This window comes from Methylobacterium sp. PvP105, assembly GCF_017876975.1.
In the GTDB taxonomy this organism is placed as follows: domain Bacteria; phylum Pseudomonadota; class Alphaproteobacteria; order Rhizobiales; family Beijerinckiaceae; genus Methylobacterium; species Methylobacterium radiotolerans.
Genome location: NZ_JAGIPA010000001.1, coordinates 1,871,908 through 1,886,779, shown reverse-complemented (window position 1 = coordinate 1,886,779; position 14,872 = coordinate 1,871,908). Strand labels below are relative to the sequence as shown.

Annotated in this window: 15 protein-coding genes; 6 read left to right on the top strand and 9 right to left on the bottom strand. The window is 72.1% G+C overall.

The window, feature by feature from the left end; all coding sequences use genetic code 11:
• Positions 1–225: 225 nt before the first annotated feature.
• Positions 226–813, bottom strand: a complete 588-nt coding sequence (locus J3A75_RS09035; RefSeq protein WP_029360557.1) for a PAS domain-containing protein — start codon at positions 811–813, stop codon at positions 226–228.
• A gap of 160 nt (positions 814–973) precedes the next feature.
• Here J3A75_RS09035 and J3A75_RS09030 point away from each other — a divergent pair, with 160 nt between their 5' ends.
• A complete protein-coding gene (locus tag J3A75_RS09030) occupies positions 974–1,288 on the top strand; it encodes a hypothetical protein (RefSeq protein ID WP_012318019.1) in 315 nt (104 codons plus the stop codon).
• A 366-nt stretch (positions 1,289–1,654) separates the two neighbouring features.
• On the opposite strand, the gene J3A75_RS09025 is transcribed toward J3A75_RS09030, so the two are convergent.
• Together J3A75_RS09025 and J3A75_RS09020 are read right to left on the bottom strand one after the other, a co-directional pair.
• Positions 1,655–4,231, bottom strand: coding sequence for an ABC transporter permease (locus J3A75_RS09025; protein ID WP_209650027.1), 2,577 nt, complete (start codon positions 4,229–4,231; stop codon positions 1,655–1,657).
• On the bottom strand, positions 4,231–4,932 hold the full coding sequence (locus tag J3A75_RS09020) for an ABC transporter ATP-binding protein (protein ID WP_245337818.1): 702 nt from the start codon (positions 4,930–4,932) through the stop codon (positions 4,231–4,233). The genes J3A75_RS09025 and J3A75_RS09020 overlap by 1 nt, the downstream gene beginning before the upstream one ends.
• Positions 4,933–5,109: 177 nt before the next feature.
• Between J3A75_RS09020 and J3A75_RS09015 the strand changes: the two genes are divergently transcribed.
• Together J3A75_RS09015 and thpR are read left to right on the top strand one after the other, a co-directional pair.
• Positions 5,110–5,721 (top strand): arylesterase, encoded by a 612-nt coding sequence (locus J3A75_RS09015; protein ID WP_409518657.1) that lies wholly within the window; start codon positions 5,110–5,112, stop codon positions 5,719–5,721.
• Entirely contained in the window at positions 5,721–6,260 is a 540-nt protein-coding gene (gene thpR, locus J3A75_RS09010) for an RNA 2',3'-cyclic phosphodiesterase (protein WP_024830842.1), read from the top strand. Before J3A75_RS09015 ends, thpR begins: the two co-directional genes overlap by 1 nt.
• 85 nt (positions 6,261–6,345) lie before the next feature.
• Here thpR and coaA read toward each other — a convergent pair whose 3' ends face one another.
• The 3 genes from coaA to J3A75_RS08995 all read right to left on the bottom strand — a co-directional run bounded on the left by coaA (position 6,346) and on the right by J3A75_RS08995 (position 8,745).
• The gene (gene coaA, locus J3A75_RS09005) at positions 6,346–7,335 is read right to left on the bottom strand and encodes a type I pantothenate kinase (protein WP_012318014.1); all 990 of its coding nucleotides are present in this window, start codon (positions 7,333–7,335) and stop codon (positions 6,346–6,348) included.
• A complete protein-coding gene (locus J3A75_RS09000; protein ID WP_024830843.1) occupies positions 7,332–7,655 on the bottom strand; it encodes a phosphoribosyl-ATP diphosphatase in 324 nt (107 codons plus the stop codon). Before J3A75_RS09000 ends, coaA begins: the two co-directional genes overlap by 4 nt.
• Positions 7,656–7,797: 142 nt before the next feature.
• Positions 7,798–8,745: an aspartate carbamoyltransferase catalytic subunit gene (locus J3A75_RS08995; protein WP_041372515.1), complete on the bottom strand. Its 948-nt coding sequence runs from the start codon at positions 8,743–8,745 to the stop codon at positions 7,798–7,800.
• 379 nt (positions 8,746–9,124) lie between these two features.
• Between J3A75_RS08995 and J3A75_RS08990 the strand changes: the two genes are divergently transcribed.
• The gene (locus J3A75_RS08990) at positions 9,125–9,988 is read left to right on the top strand and encodes a cytochrome b/b6 domain-containing protein (RefSeq protein WP_209650025.1); all 864 of its coding nucleotides are present in this window, start codon (positions 9,125–9,127) and stop codon (positions 9,986–9,988) included.
• Positions 9,985–10,944, top strand: a complete 960-nt coding sequence (locus J3A75_RS08985; RefSeq protein ID WP_209650023.1) for a molybdopterin-dependent oxidoreductase — start codon at positions 9,985–9,987, stop codon at positions 10,942–10,944. The genes J3A75_RS08990 and J3A75_RS08985 overlap by 4 nt, the downstream gene beginning before the upstream one ends.
• 4 nt (positions 10,945–10,948) lie before the next feature.
• Here the strand turns inward: J3A75_RS08985 and J3A75_RS37000 are convergent, their stop codons facing one another.
• Positions 10,949–11,209 carry a BrnA antitoxin family protein gene (locus J3A75_RS37000; RefSeq protein ID WP_024830847.1) on the bottom strand — a complete coding sequence of 87 codons (261 nt, stop codon included), beginning with the start codon at positions 11,207–11,209 and terminating at the stop codon, positions 10,949–10,951.
• 28 nt (positions 11,210–11,237) lie between these two features.
• Entirely contained in the window at positions 11,238–11,510 is a 273-nt protein-coding gene (locus tag J3A75_RS08975) for a BrnT family toxin (protein WP_209650021.1), read from the bottom strand.
• A gap of 207 nt (positions 11,511–11,717) precedes the next feature.
• Here J3A75_RS08975 and topA point away from each other — a divergent pair, with 207 nt between their 5' ends.
• Entirely contained in the window at positions 11,718–14,402 is a 2,685-nt protein-coding gene (gene topA, locus J3A75_RS08970; protein WP_209650019.1) for a type I DNA topoisomerase, read from the top strand.
• A 175-nt stretch (positions 14,403–14,577) separates the two neighbouring features.
• On the opposite strand, the gene J3A75_RS08965 is transcribed toward topA, so the two are convergent.
• A complete protein-coding gene (locus J3A75_RS08965; RefSeq protein WP_012318006.1) occupies positions 14,578–14,766 on the bottom strand; it encodes a hypothetical protein in 189 nt (62 codons plus the stop codon).
• Between the last annotated feature and the right edge of the window lie 106 nt (positions 14,767–14,872).

Here is a 14,872-nt window from a genome sequence, read left to right as displayed (position 1 = left end):
GCCGGGTTGTTCGACTGACCGTTGCCGCCATCCAGGCGTTTCGACGCCCCTGCGCGAAGTCTTAACGGCTTCCTTATGCCACGTGCGCCCGCGCGCGTGCCGATTTCTCCGGTGCGGACCGCCGCGGCGCGGCGGGTTCGAGCCTGCGCGGGCGACCCGCGGCCGCCGAGAACCGGTCTCCGGCGCGCGGAATCTGGCGGAGGCTGGCTTGTCCGGAGGGGCGGCTCAGTGCGTCATCCGGCGGGCGAGGGTGCGGCCCAGACCCAGCAGCATCAGGTCTGCGGCGGCCCGCACCTCGGCGGGCATGTCGTCGGTGAGCGTCTCCTTGAGCGCGACGGCGAGGGCGGCCGCCCGCTCCAGCGGGTCTCCGCCCGCCATGGGCTTGCCGACCACGTAGCGGTCGCCGCCGTCGCGGATCTCCGTGATGTCCATCAGGATGCCGTGCGAGCGCTGCGGCTGGCCGTCCCCGTTCCGGTGGGTCCGCCCGCGGCTCAGGAGCCAGCGCACGGAGCCGTCCGCCGTGAACACGCGGTACTCGGCCAGGACCAGACCGCTGGACCAGACGGCCCGGAGCATGTGGTCCATCAGCCACGTCATGTCCTCGGGGTGCACCGCGGCCAGGGCCATCGGTCCGTTGATCGGACGGTCGGCGAGGCCGGGATTGCCGGTCAGCAGCCGGGCCGCGCCCGCGTCGTAGACGACCACGCCGCGGACGTGGTCCCACTCCCAGGCTCCGACGACGCACGAGGCGTCGAGGGCCGCGCGGAGACGGTCGGCGTTCTCCGCGGTGCCGTCGATGACGTTGATGCGCATTCTGGGCGCCCCCCCTGACCGGCCGAAGCTCGAATGTCCAGCTCCGTACCGATCTTGCTGCAGAATGACAAAGAGTTCACTTGCGAATATTCCTTCAGCAGGGCACCCCTTGTCACGGTTGGGAAATTATCCTCCGTCGCGAGTGATTCGAGGGACCGCCATGGATGAGAACGGGCTCGAATTTCTCCGCACGATTGCCGACAGGAAGACGGAATCCTCCGCCGCGCGCGCGCTGAACAGGATTGCGCAGTCCCTCGATTTGCCGGTCGAGGCGTTCTACGAGTCCGAGCGCCGCGGACCTGCGGACCGGCTGACGGTCGAGCGGGAGACGGAGCGGCTGCTGACGCTGGTCGGGGCCCACCTGCGCCGCCTCGACCCGGGCGCGCGCAGGCGTTTCGGCGAGGCGGTCCTCGCCCTGGTCGGCCCCGAATCGGCGGAGGACTGCGCGCGGACCGCCGAGCGCGACGATCCGTGAGCGCCGCGCCCGACGGCGGGACGCCCCTCCCCTGCGGACCGAGGGCACCGACTCCCGGCCGGACCGCCGTCGACCGGGCCGCCGTCGACCGGGCGCTGTCCGCCGCGACGATCGAGGGCCCGCGTCCCGCGCACACGGACGAGGCGCGGTTCATCGCGCGCCATCGCGCTCCGCGGCCCCGATCGCGGCCCCGATCGCGGCCTTCGCCGGATACGGAGCGGCTGCGGCGCCCGCAAGACCGGCCCGCGGCTGGACGGCGAGGCCTGTCGCGTCGTGCCGGCGCTCCGCGCGGCGCCGGCGCTCCGGACGCGCGGCGGTGATCCTCGGGTCCGGCACCGAGGCCGGGCCCGCGCGCGCCGGCGCGCGTCAGATCTGCCGGAGATACGGCGCGGGCTTCTGCCCCAGGATCCGCCACGTGCCGGCGAGCCCGAGGAGGATCGCCAGCGCCACGGCGGCCACGGCCGCGACCAGCGCGCCCGAGAGGTCGAGGCGGAAGTCGAGGTGCATGACCTTGGCGACGATCACCCAGCCGGCGAGCGACCCGGCCAGCAGGCCGAACAGGGCCGTGGCGAGCCCCAGCGCGGCGTATTCGAGGGCGTAGGCGGTGAGCAGCCGCGCCCGGCTCGCGCCCAGCACCTTCAGCACGACGGCGTCGTAGAGCCGCGCCCGGTGCCCGGCCGCGATGGCGCCCGCCAGCACGAACAGGCTCGCCAGGACCGCGACCGCGCTCGCCCCGCGGATCGCCAGGACCAGCCGGCCGACGAGGTCCCCGATCGCGTCCAGCGCGTCCTTCACCCGGACGGCGCTCACCGACGGGAAGGTCTTCGCGACGTCGCGCAGGACGCGGTTCTCGGCGGCCGCGTCGGTGCCGCCGGGCAGCGTCAGCGTGGCGAGGTCCGAGTGCGGCGCGCCGCGGAAGGTGCCCGGCGAGAACACCATCACGAAGTTGATGCCGAGGTTGCGCCACTCCACCCGGCGCAGGTTGAAGATCGTCGCGGTGAGGTCGCGGCCGAGCACGTTGACCGTCACGGTGTCGCCGAGCTTCAGCCCGAGCTGGCGGGCGAGGTCGGCCTCGAAGGAGACCAGAGGCTTCGCGCCCTGCTCGGCGCTCCACCACGCACCCTCGGTGAGGCTGGAGCCGTCCGGCACCGTGTCGGCGTAGGTGATGCCCCGGTCGCCGTCGAGCACCCAGGCGGCGTCCTCCGGGGGCCGGATCTTGCTCGCCGGCACGCCGTTCAGGGCGACGATCCGGCCGCGCATCATCGGCACGTCCTCGATCTTCCCGCTGGGGGCCGCGCGGGCCAGGAACTCCCGGAACTGGGCGGCGTCCCGCGAGGGGATATCCAGGAAGAAGAGATTGGGCGCCCGCGCCGGCAGGGTCGCGCTGATCGTGCGGCGGACGTTGGCGTCGATCAGGCTGAGCGTCACGAGGAGCGTCACGCCGAGGCCGAGCGACAGCACGATGGCCGGCGTCAGCGCGCCGGGCCGGTGGAGGTTGGCGAGCGCCATCCGGGGCGCCGGCCAGCGCGGGTGCGGCATGCGGCGGGCGAGCGCCATCAGCCCGAGCGCCACCAGATGGAGCAGCCCGAACGCGATGGCCGCGGCCGCGATGAAGATCAGCGCCACGCGCCGGTCGAAGGCGGTCGCCACCGACAGGCCGACCAGGGCCGCGAGGCTGGCGGCGAGCCAGATCCGGTAGCGCCAGCGCGGGCTGACGCGCGCCGGGTCGACCGTGTCGCGGAACAGGCCGGAGACCGGCACGTCGTGGGCGCGGCCGAGCGGCGTAATCGCGAAGGCGAAGGCGGTGATCAGCCCGTAGGCGGCGGCGAGCGCGAGCTCGCCCGGGGCGAGCGTCGGGTTCAGCGGCAGCGGCAGGTCGGCGGCGAACAGGGCGTCGAGCAGGAAGGGCAGGCTCGCGCCGATGACGAGGCCGATCAGGGTGCCGAGGCCGGCGATGAGCATCACCTGCGTCAGGTAGAGGGCGACCACCTGCGAGCCCGGCGCGCCGACGCTCTTGAGGGTCGCGATCGAGGGCCGCTTGCGCTCCACGAAGGCGTGGACGGCGTTGCCGACCCCGACGCCGCCGACGATCAGCGCGGTCAGCCCCACCAGGGTCAGAAACTGGGTGAAGCGCTCGATGCTCTTGGCGAAGCGCGGGTCGGCGTTGGTCCGCGAGCGGATCTCCCAGCCGGCCTCCGGGGTCGCGGCGCGGATCCGGGCCTGCGCGGCGTCGAGATCGGCGTCCGGCGTGCCGGGCGGCAGGATGAGGCGGTAGCTCCAGCGGTTGAGGCTGCCGGGCTGGACGAGGCCGGTGGCGCGGAGCGTCGGTTCGGAGACCATCAGCCGCGGCCCGAAGCCGATGCCGCCGGCGATCTTGTCGGGCTCGGACACGATGGTGCCGCGGATCGCCACGGCGTGCCCGGCGAGCGCGATCCGGTCGCCGACCTTGACGTCGAGGCGGGTGAGCAGCGCCGGGTCGGCGAGCGCCCCCGGCACCCCGTCGCGCTCCGCCAGCAGGTCGGCGAGGCGGCCCGGCGGGTCGGTCGCGAGGTCGCCCGCGGCCGGGTAGGTGGCGGGGTCGACGGCCTTCAGCTCGACCAGGGCCGCGTCGCCGCCCGGCGCCACCGCCATGGCCCGCAGGGAGGCGACCACGTCGAGGCGGCCCTCCCGCGCGAGGGTCTGCTTCTCCGCGTCGGTCGCCTCGCGGTTGATGAGGTTGAAGGCGAGGTCGCCGCCGAGGATGCGCCGGCCCTCCCGGCCGAGCCCGTCCGAGAGCGAGCGCGAGATCGAGGCCACCCCCGCGATGGCCATGACGCCCAGCGCGATGCAGGCGAGGAACACCGCGAAGCCGTTGAGCCCGGCCCGCAACTCGCGCAGCGCGAGGCGCAGGGTCAGCGGGATCCGGCGGGGCGCGGGGTCGGGACGGGCGATCGTGCCGTGCATCAGGCCGCCACCGCCTCCTCGATCCGCCCCGAGCGCAGGCGCACGGTGCGGTCGCACAGGCGGGCGAGGCCGTTGTCGTGGGTGACCAGCACCAGCGTCGCGCCGCGGTCCCGCTTCAGCCGGAACAGCAGGTCGACGATCTGGCGGCCGGTGGCCTCGTCGAGGTTGCCGGTGGGCTCGTCGGCCACCAGGATCGCCGGGTCCGGGGCGACCGCCCGGGCGATGGCGACGCGCTGCTGCTCGCCGCCCGAGAGCTGCGCCGGGTAATGGTGCAGCCGGTGGCCGAGGCCGACCGCCTCCAGCTCGGCGCGGGCGCGCTCCAGGGCGCCGGGCCGGTCGGCGAGTTCCAGCGGCAGCGCCACGTTCTCCAGCGCCGTCATGGTCGGCACGAGGTGGAAGGCCTGGAACACGATGCCGATCCGCCGGCCGCGGAACCGGGCGAGGGCGTCCTCGTCCAGCCGGACGAGGTCGGTGTCCTCGATGACGACGCCGCCGGAATCCGGCCGCTCCAGCCCGGCCATGACCATCAGCAGCGTCGACTTGCCGGAGCCGGACGGGCCGACGAGGCCGACCGCCTCGCCCCGGTCGACGGTCAGCGAGATGCCGCGCAGGACGTGGACGCGGGCGGCGCCTCGGCCGAGGCTGAGGTCGATGTTCGACAGCGCGATCGCGGGCTCGCGCAGCACCTTGCCTTGGCTCACCGGTGAGCCGATCTGTGGGCGATGACGAGCATGGCGCGCGAGGTCCTCACGTGGGGTCGATCCTGGCTGTACCGGCCGCGGGTGCACCGCGATATGGGTCCCGCATTGGGGCCACGCCATGACGGGCGCGGTGTGTTCCGGCGCACGGCCCTGTATGCCGCAGCGCTAGCGCTCCTGATGGTCCCTTTCATGACAGTTTCGCGGGCTGCCCCGGGCGGCCCGATCAAGCTCGTCGCCCTCGGCGACAGCCTGACCGCCGGCTACCGCCTCCCCGCCGACGCCGCTTTCCCCACCGTGCTGGAGCGCCTGCTCAAGGCCAGGGGCCAGGACGTGACGGTGGCCAACGCCGGCGTGTCCGGCGACACCGCCACGGGCGGCCTCGACCGGGTCGACTGGTCGGTCCCGGACGGGACCGCCGGCGTGATCCTCGAGCTCGGCGCCAACGACATGCTGCGCGGCACCGACCCGAAGGTCACCGAGGGCGCGCTGGCGGCGATCATCGAGCGGCTGAAGGCGCGGGGCATCCCGGTCCTGCTCGCCGGCATGCAGGCCGCGCCCAATCTCGGGCCCGACTACAAGGCGCGGTTCGACGCGATCTACCCGGCCCTCGCCGAGCGCTACGGCCTGACCCTCTACCCGTTCTTCCTCGACGGCATCATCGGCGACCGGGCGCAGCACCTCGACGACATGATCCACCCGAACCGGCAGGGCGTGGAGACCATCGCGGCCCGCATGGCGCCCACGGTCGAGACTTTTTTGGGGGGCCTCCGGCAGGGGGCGTCGCGGTAGTGCCACGCCTGTTCACCGGGCTCGCCGTGCCGCCCGCGATCGCCGACGCGCTGAGGGCCTATCAGGGCGGCCTGCCGGGGGCTCGCTGGATCGAGCCCAGCGACTTCCACGTGACCCTGCGGTTCATCGGCGACGTCGACGCGACCACGGCCGACGACGTGGTGGAGGCGCTGTCCGAGATGCGGGTCCGCCCGGCCCTGACGGTGACGCTCGACGGACTCGGCATCTTCGGCGGCGACAGGCCCCGCGCGCTCTACGCGTCGGTGGTGCCGGAGGCGGGGCTGATGGATCTGCAGGCCGAGCAGGAGCGGCTCGTGCGCCGCGCCGGGGTCGAGCCGGAACGGCGGAAATTCACCCCGCACGTGACCCTGGCCCGGCTGCGGCGCGACGCCACGCCGGAGGCGACCGCGATGTACCTGTCGCAGGCGCCGGTCTTCGCGCCGCTGACTTACACGTCAGACCGGGTGACGCTGTTCTCGGCGCGGGACTCGACCGGGGGCGGGCCGTATGTGGCGGAGGCGGAATTTCCGTTCGCGTGAGCGGGCTGCTCCCACCCGCGCCCTCATCCTGAGGTGCCGGAGCGGAGGCCTCGAAGGAGGGTGCGGTCTGGAGCCCCGAACCGGCCTACAGCCGCCGCAAAGCCACGCTCTCGATCCGGTGGCTCGCGCCCTTGGTGAGGATCAGGCTCGCCCGCTGGCGCGTCGGGACGATGTTCTCGCGCAGGTTCGGCAGGTTGATGGTCGTCCAGAGCCGGTCGGCGATGTCGAGCGCCTCGGTCTCGGGGATCCCGGCGTATTTCCGGAAGTAGGAGCGCGGATCGCGGAACGCCGTCTGGCGCAGCTTCATGAAGCGCGTGACGTACCAGCGGTGCAGGTCGTCCTCGTGGCCGTCGAGATAGATCGAGAAGTCGAAGAAGTCGGACACGAACGGGATCGCGGTCCCGTCCCGCGGCAGCCGCGCCGGCTGGAGCACGTTCAGGCCCTCGACGATCAGGATGTCGGGGCTCTCCACCACCCGCTCCTCCCCGGGCACCCGGTCGTAGACGAGGTGCGAGTAGAGCGGCGCGGTCACGCGCTTGTGGCCGGCCTTCACGTCGTGGAGGAAGCGCAGCAGCGCGGCGGTGTCGTAGCTCTCCGGGAAACCCTTCCGCTCCATCAGCCCGTTGGCGGCGAGTTCGGCGTTGGGCAGCAGGAACCCGTCGGTGGTGACGAGGTCGACCTTCGGGGTGTTGGGCCAGCGCGCCAGCAGGGCGGTCAGGATGCGGGCGGTCGTCGACTTGCCCACCGCCACCGAGCCGGCGAGCCCGATGATGTAGGGCGCCTTGGTCTCGCGCTCGGCCAGCAGGAAGCGCTGCGTCGCCTTGAACAGCCCCTGCGTCGCCGCGACGTAGAGGGCGAGCAGGCGGGACAGCGGCAGGTAGATCGCCTCCACCTCCTCCAGCGAGATCGGGTCGTTGATCGATTGCAGCCGCTCGAGATCCTCCTGCTTGAGGGTCAGCGGCGTGTCGGCGCGGAGCTGCGCCCATTCCTCGCGGCTGAAGCGGCGATACGGCGAGAGCCGGTCCGACGCTTCGAGGATCGCCTCGACCGAGCCCGGCAGCGCGGCCGCGTTCACGCGGGGCGCCTCGCGGCCTTCTCGGCGATGCCGCTCTGGGCTGTGCGGCGCTCCAGCTCGGCCATGACGGCGTCGAGCTCGACGCCGCCGGCCCGGAGCAGCACGACGAGGTGATAGAGCACGTCGGCGGCCTCGTTCCGCAGCCCGGTCTTGTCGCCCTGCACGGCCGCGATCGCCGCCTCCACCGCCTCCTCGCCGAGCTTCTTGGCCGCCTTGGCGGGTCCCTCGGACAGGAGCTTGGCCGTGTAGGAGGTGGCCGGATCGGTCCCGGCGCGGCTCGCCACGAGGGCGGCGAGGTCGGCGAGCGTGTAGGCGGTCATGAAGCGATCTGCATGTTACGACGGCCCCTTATACGGATCAGGGCCGGATTTCGGCAGGAAACTGCGCTACGGCCGCCCCGCGGGCAAGCGGGGCGGGTGAAGGCCGCCCGGCTTTGTCCGGGGTTCACCCGTTGTCGCGGCCTCACCCGTTCGGCAGGTGCCGCGCCAGCGCCTCCAGCACGGCCATGCGGACGGCCACGCCCATCTCGACCTGCTCGCGGATCAGCGACTGCGCGCCGTCGGCGATCTCGGAGGAGATCTCGACGCCGCGGTTCATCGGGCCCGGATGCATCACCAGGGCGTCGGGCTTGGCGAGCGCCAGCTTCTCGCCGTCGAGGCCGAAGTACCGGAAATACTCCTTCACCGAGGGCACGAACGAGCCGTTCATGCGCTCCCGCTGGAGGCGCAGCATCATCACGATGTCGCAGCCGACGAGGCCCCTGCGCATGTCGGTGAAGGTCTCGACGCCGAAGCGCTCGATGCCGGCGGGCAGCAGCGTCGAGGGCGCGATCAGGCGGACCCGCGCGCCCATCGCCTGCAGCAGGATGATGTTGGAGCGCGCCACCCGCGAGTGCAGGACGTCGCCGCAGATCGCCACCTGCAGCCCCTCGATCCGGCCCTTGTTGCGGCGGATGGTGAGCGCGTCGAGGAGCGCCTGGGTCGGGTGCTCGTGGGCGCCGTCGCCGGCATTGACCACCGCGCAGTCGACCTTGCGGGCGAGCAGGTGCACGGCGCCGGCCGATTCGTGGCGGACCACGATGATGTCGGGCCGCATGGCGTTGAGCGTCGCGGCGGTGTCGATCAGGGTCTCGCCCTTCTTCACCGAGGACGAGGCCACCGACATGTTCATGACGTCGGCGCCGAGTCGCTTCCCGGCGAGCTCGAAGGACGATTGCGTCCGGGTCGAGGGCTCGAAGAACAGGTTGATCTGCGTGCGGCCCCGCAGGGTCGTGCGCTTCTTCTCCACCTGCCGCGAGATGTCGACGGCGGATTCGGCGGCGTCGAGCAGCACCTCGATATCGGGCCGGGTCAGGCCCTCGATGCCGAGGAGGTGCCGGTGCGGGAAGGCCGGGGGCGGAGGCGTCGTCATGATGAGGCCCGGGTGTAGGTGCGGCGCGCCCGGCGGGCAAGGCTGTGTCGCGGACATCTCGGTTCTATCCGCGGCGTCTGCTCCGTCCCGGAAGGGCTGCGGGTGACAGGCGGGTGACAGGGTTGTGAGGCCCCGGCAGGCTCGACCGGCGGCGGGCGGAAGCGCGGGTCCCTCTCCCGCAGGGGGAAGGAACGCTCGCGCTCCGCCATCGACCGCGCGCCCCCACGGGCGCAGCCGTGTCCCGAGGGGAGGCTTAAGGGGCGGCTGCGGCCTTTTTTCCGGCGGATGGTAACCGGACGCCCCTGCGCCACGTATTCGCCCGAACGGTCGGGTTCCAGACGATTCCCGGCCTCGCGATGCTTGTCCGGGACCGTGAAGCTTGGCCGCCTCCCCTGCCCTCGAAGCCCCCGAGACCGTCGACCGGCAGGGGCGCCGCTGGTTCTACCGCCACCCGCTGGTTATCCGGCTGGCCCACTGGATCAACGCCGCCGTCCTGCTGGTGCTGCTGATGAGCGGCCTGCAGATCTTCAACGCGCATCCGGCGCTCTACTGGGGCGCGACCTCGACCTTCGACACTCCGGCGCTCGCCATCACCAGCGAGCAGGGCCGCGACGGCACGGCTCGCGGCGTCGTGACGGTCGGTTCCCACACCCTCGACACCACCGGCGTGCTCGGCCTGTCGAAGGAGTACGGTACCGAGGTGGAGCGCGCCTTCCCGTCCTGGGCGACGCTGCCGGCCAGCCAGGACCTCGCCACGGGGCGGCGCTGGCACTTCCTGTTCGCGTGGCTCCTCGTGCTCAACGGCGCGGTCTACCTCCTCTACGGCCTGTTCAGCGGTCAGCTCCGCCGGCGCCTGATCCCGGACGGCGACCAGATCCGCGACTTCGGCGGCTCCGTGAAGGAGCACCTGCTCCTGCGCTTCCCCGAGGGCACCGAGGCCAAGCGCTACAACGTCATCCAGAAGCTGACCTACCTCGTCCTCGTGCTCGGCCTGCTGCCCGCGATGGTGCTCGCCGGCCTCGCCATGTCGCCCGGGATGGACGCCGCGTGGCCCTGGCTCACCGAGCTGTTCGGCGGCCGGCAATCGGCGCGCAGCGTCCACTTCATCGCCGCCGGGCTGATCGTGCTGTTCGTGGTGGTCCACGTGCTGCTCGTGATCGTGTCCGGGCTCGTCAACAACATGCGCGGCATGATCACCGGCTGGTTCAGCCTCGGTCGTCCCGAGAAGGAGCCCGCCCGATGATTCTCCACCGCCGCAAGCTCCTCACCGCGGGCGCGGGCCTGATGGGCACCGCCCTCCTCGGCGGCTGCGACCGGTTCGCCGGGAGCGAGACGGGGCGGCGCACCCTCCAGGTCGGCGAGGACGCGAACCAGTACGTCCAGCGCCTGCTGATGTCGCCCGCGACCCTGGCCCGGGAATTCCCGGCCTCGATGATCTCGCCCTGGTTCAAGCCGAACGGCACCATCGACCCGCCGGACCGCGCCTACCGGGCGCTGGCGGCGCAGAAGTTTTCGGACTTCAGGCTGATGGTGGACGGGCTGGTCCAGACCCCGCTGTCGCTGAGCCTCGCGGACCTGCGCGCCCTGCCCGCGCGCACCCAGATCACCCGTCACGATTGCGTGGAGGGCTGGAGCTGCATCGGGCAGTGGAGCGGCGTGCCGCTCGCCGAGGTGCTGAAGATGGCCGGGCTGAAGCCGCAGGCGCGCTTCGCGGTGTTCCACTGCGCCGACACGCTGGAGTTCGAGGCCGGTCCCAAGGGCGGCGGCAAGGGGCGCGATCAGGGAGCGTCCCTCTGGCGCCCGAGCCATCCGGGCGCGGTGCGCGCGGCCTATATCCAGCTCGCCGCCGCCGACGACTGGGGCGGCCCGGCCACCGCCACCGACGCCCCCAAGGACGATTGGGGCCAGGGCAGCCCGGCCCCGGAGCCCGAGCCGGCCGGGATCCCGATCCGCTACTACGAGAGCGTCGACCTCTACGACGCCGTCAACCCGCAGACGATCCTGGCCTACGACCTCAACGGCAAGCCGCTGCCGGTCTCGAACGGCGCGCCGCTCCGCCTGCGGGTCGAGCGCCAGCTCGGCTACAAGCAGGCCAAGTACGTGATGCGGGTCGAGATGGTGGAATCGCTCGCCGGGATCGGCCAGGGCAGCGGCGGCTACTGGGAGGATCGCGGCTACGAATGGTACGCGGGGATCTGAGCGCTCAGCGAGACTTCGCCGCGCGCTCGCGCTCGATCGCCTCCATCAGCGCGGCGTTGATGCGAGCCTGCCAACCCGGACCCTGAGCGCGGAAATGCGCGACGATCTCCGGCAGGAGGTGGATCGCGACCATCTCGTCCGACCTGCCGGTCGGCCCACGCGGCACGAAGCGATCGCCGACATAGAAATCGGCGCGCGCGAGCATCGCGTCCGTCAGCTCGGGAATCTCGTCGTACTCCTCCGGCGTGATCGTGTGCGCGTCCACCTTGGCCAGGTCGCTCTTGATCGCGGCGTCAGCGGATGAGCGGTGCGTAGCGCTTCTGCTCTCTGACATTGGCCTTCCTCATCGGGAAAACGTGACGGTCCTGCCCGCGCGGAGTCCAGATTATGATCGTCATGCGGCCGGCCAGGAAGCCTACGGTGACGGTACGGCACTCGCCGTAATCCTGGCGGATATCCTCGAACGTAAACACGGGGCCAGCGAACACGACGGCCGCGTCCTCGAAATCGAGTCCCCGTTCCGCCAGGGTTCGACCGCGCTTCGGGGGATCGTATGTGATCGCCATCGCACACGACTCATATAAGCCCTGTGCGCGGCTTACGCCGGCTCCCTCGGGCGAGGCTTGCGTCACCCCCGCCATTTGACATCCCGCCGCCCGTGACCCACTTGTCCCCGGCGCGCGGCCCCGGCCCGACGGCGGGCATACGTCCCACGCGAATCTCGAACAGAATTCGTCCGTCGCGCCCAGGCCCCGTCAGGGGCAGAGGTCTGAATGAAAGTCGTCGTCGTCGAGTCGCCGGCCAAAGCCAAGACGATCAATAAGTATCTCGGCCGCGACTATGAAGTCATCGCCTCCTTCGGGCACATCCGCGACCTGCCGCCCAAGGACGGCTCGGTGGATCCCGAGCAGGATTTCCGCATGGTCTGGGAACTGGCCGACCGCGGGGCGAGCCGGGTCTCCGAGATCGCCAAGGCGGTCAAGGGCGCCGACAAGCTGATCCTCGCCACCGACCCGGATCGCGAGGGCGAGGCGATCTCCTGGCACGTGCTGGAGGCGCTCACCGCCCGCAAGGCGCTCAAGGGCATCCCGGTCGAGCGCGTGACCTTCAACGCCATCACCAAGGCGTCGGTCGAGCAGGCGATGCGCAAGCCGCGCGAGATCGACCAGGCGCTGGTCGACGCCTACCTGGCGCGCCGGGCGCTCGACTACCTCGTGGGCTTCAACCTCTCGCCGGTCCTGTGGCGCAAGCTCCCGGGCGCCCGCTCGGCGGGGCGCGTGCAGTCCGTGGCGCTCCGCCTCGTCGTCGAGCGCGAGATGGAGATCGAGCGGTTCAAGCCGCGCGAGTACTGGACCCTCATCGCCACGCTGACGACCGCGGACGGCGCCACCTTCGAGGCCCGCCTCGTGGGCGCCGACGGCAAGCGCATCCAGCGCCTCGACGTCGGCACCGGCGACGAAGCCGCCGCCTTCAGGCGCGACCTCGAACTCGCGACCTTCCAGGTGGCGAGCGTCGAGGCCAAGCCCGCCAAGCGCCACCCGCAGCCGCCCTTCACCACCTCGACCCTTCAGCAGGAGGCCTCGCGCAAGCTCGGCATGGCGCCGGCCCAGACCATGCGGGTCGCCCAGCGCCTCTACGAGGGCGTCGACATCGGCGGCGAGACGGTCGGCATCATCACCTACATGCGGACCGACGGCGTCGACATGGCGCCGGAGGCGATCCAGGACGCCCGCCGGGTGATCGGCAAGGAGTTCGGCGACCGCTACGTGCCGGACGTGCCGCGCAAGTACAGCGTCAAGGCCAAGAACGCCCAGGAGGCCCACGAGGCGGTGCGTCCCACCGACATGGGCCGCCTGCCCAAGACGGTGGCGCGCCACCTGGAGCCCGAGCAGGCCCGGCTCTACGAGCTGATCTGGACCCGCACCATGGCGAGCCAGATGGAATCGGCCGAGCTGGAGCGGACCACCGTCGACGTCACCGCCAAGGTCGGGCCGCGGACCATCGACCTGCGCGCCACCGGCCAGGTGGTGAAGTTCGACGGCTTCCTGACCCTCTACCAGGAGGGCAAGGACGACGAGGAGGACGAGGAGAGCCGCCGCCTGCCGCCCATGAAGGCCGGCGACCCCCTCACCCGCGAGCGCATCAGCGCGACCCAGCACTTCACCGAGCCGCCGCCGCGCTACTCCGAGGCGAGCCTCGTGAAGCGCATGGAGGAGCTCGGCATCGGCCGGCCCTCGACCTACGCCGCGGTGCTCCAGACCTTGCGGGACCGCGAGTACGTCAAGATCGAGAAGAAGCGGCTGCAGCCGGAGGACAAGGGGCGGCTCGTCACGGGCTTCCTGGAGAGCTTCTTCCGGCGCTACGTCGAGTACGACTTCACCGCCGGCCTCGAGGAGCAGCTCGACCGGGTCTCCAACGCCGAGATCGACTGGCGGGCGGTGCTGCGCGACTTCTGGCGCGACTTCTCCGCGGCGATCGGCGAGACCAAGGAGCTGCGCGTCGCCGACGTGCTGGAGGCGCTGAACGGCCTTCTCGGGCCGCACATCTTCCCCGACAAGGGCGACGGCTCGAACCCGCGCACCTGCCCGACCTGCGGCTCGGGCCAGCTGTCGCTGAAGCTCGGCAAGTTCGGCGCCTTCATCGGCTGCTCGAACTACCCGGAGTGCAAGTACACCCGCCAGCTCTCGGCCACGGGCATCGACGGCGACGGGGACGGCTCCTCGGCCGAGGGCGGCCAGCCGGGCGTGCGCGTGCTGGGCGACGATCCCGCGACCGGCCTGCCGGTGACGCTCCGCGACGGCCGCTTCGGGCCGTTCCTCCAGCTCGGCGAGGCCTCCACCGAGAAGGGCGCGGAGAAGCCGAAGCGCTCGTCGCTGCCGAAGGGGCTGAGCCCCTCGGACGTGGATCTGAACAAGGCGCTGGCCCTGCTCGCGCTGCCCCGCGAGGTGGCGCGCCACCCCGAGACCGGCGAGCCGATCCTGGCCAATCTCGGCCGGTTCGGGCCCTACGTGCAGCACGGGAAGACCTACGCCAATCTCGGCAAGGACGACGACGTGCTGGAGATCGGGGCCAACCGCGCCATCGACCTGATCGTCGCCAAGGAGCAGGGCGGCGGCCGCGGCCGCCCGGCCGCCGATCCGGGCCGGCCGCTCGGCAAGGACGAGGCCAGCGGCCGAGACCTCGTGGTCAAGGCCGGCAAGTACGGACCCTACGTCACCGACGGCGAGGTCAACGCCACGCTGCCGAAGACGATGAGCGCCGAGGCGCTGACGCTGGACGAGGCGATCGCCCTGGTGAACGCCAAGCGCGCCGCGGGCGGCGGCAAGCCGGCGAAGCGGGGGGCGGCCCGGAAGAGTTCGGCGCGCGCCGCGAGCGGCGACAAGCCGGCGGCGAAGAAGACCGCCACGAAGAAGCCGGCGGCCAAGAAGGCGCCGACCAAGAAATCGAGCTCGGGCTGAGGGGCTCGCGGGCGGGGGCCGGGAGCGGCCGCCCCGTCCTCGCGCGCGGAGCGGGGCGATCCGGGACAGCCCGGGGCCGCCGAGCGTGGCGCCGACCGGTTGCCTCGCTGCGCGCGCGCGGACGTCGGTGGGGGCTCGCCGCCCGCTCAGCGTGCGCCGCGGTCGGCGATCGGGATCAGACCAGGTAGGTGATGGTCGCCGCCAGCGCGGTCGCGAAGGTCGCCAGCGCGAGGGTGGTGGAGTTCATCAGGGCCCGGCCGGGCGGCACGCCGGCCGCATCGTCGTCGCAGCCGAAGGCTGCGCCGGCCGCGTGCTCGAATCGGATCAGCGTGAGGCGGCGGGCCTCGATCGCGGCGTCGCTCATGGACTGCGGCTCCCTGACCACGGTCAAGATTTATCTCCGCCACTAACGTCGATCGTCCCGTTCTGTTCCGGTCGTCGCCTATGGAAGCCGGGCCTGCGGGTCACGA

Coding starts and splice junctions, on each gene's coding strand:
- J3A75_RS09035 (WP_029360557.1), bottom strand. CDS start 813: ATGCGCATCAACGTCATCGACGGCACCGCGGAGAACGCCGACCGTCTC.
- J3A75_RS09030 (WP_012318019.1), top strand. CDS start 974: ATGGATGAGAACGGGCTCGAATTTCTCCGCACGATTGCCGACAGGAAG.
- J3A75_RS09025 (WP_209650027.1), bottom strand. CDS start 4,231: ATGCACGGCACGATCGCCCGTCCCGACCCCGCGCCCCGCCGGATCCCG.
- J3A75_RS09015 (WP_409518657.1), top strand. CDS start 5,110: ATGGTCCCTTTCATGACAGTTTCGCGGGCTGCCCCGGGCGGCCCGATC.
- J3A75_RS09000 (WP_024830843.1), bottom strand. CDS start 7,655: ATGACCGCCTACACGCTCGCCGACCTCGCCGCCCTCGTGGCGAGCCGC.
- J3A75_RS08995 (WP_041372515.1), bottom strand. CDS start 8,745: ATGACGACGCCTCCGCCCCCGGCCTTCCCGCACCGGCACCTCCTCGGC.
- J3A75_RS08985 (WP_209650023.1), top strand. CDS start 9,985: ATGATTCTCCACCGCCGCAAGCTCCTCACCGCGGGCGCGGGCCTGATG.
- J3A75_RS08975 (WP_209650021.1), bottom strand. CDS start 11,510: ATGGCGATCACATACGATCCCCCGAAGCGCGGTCGAACCCTGGCGGAA.
- topA (WP_209650019.1), top strand. CDS start 11,718: ATGAAAGTCGTCGTCGTCGAGTCGCCGGCCAAAGCCAAGACGATCAAT.
- J3A75_RS08965 (WP_012318006.1), bottom strand. CDS start 14,766: ATGAGCGACGCCGCGATCGAGGCCCGCCGCCTCACGCTGATCCGATTC.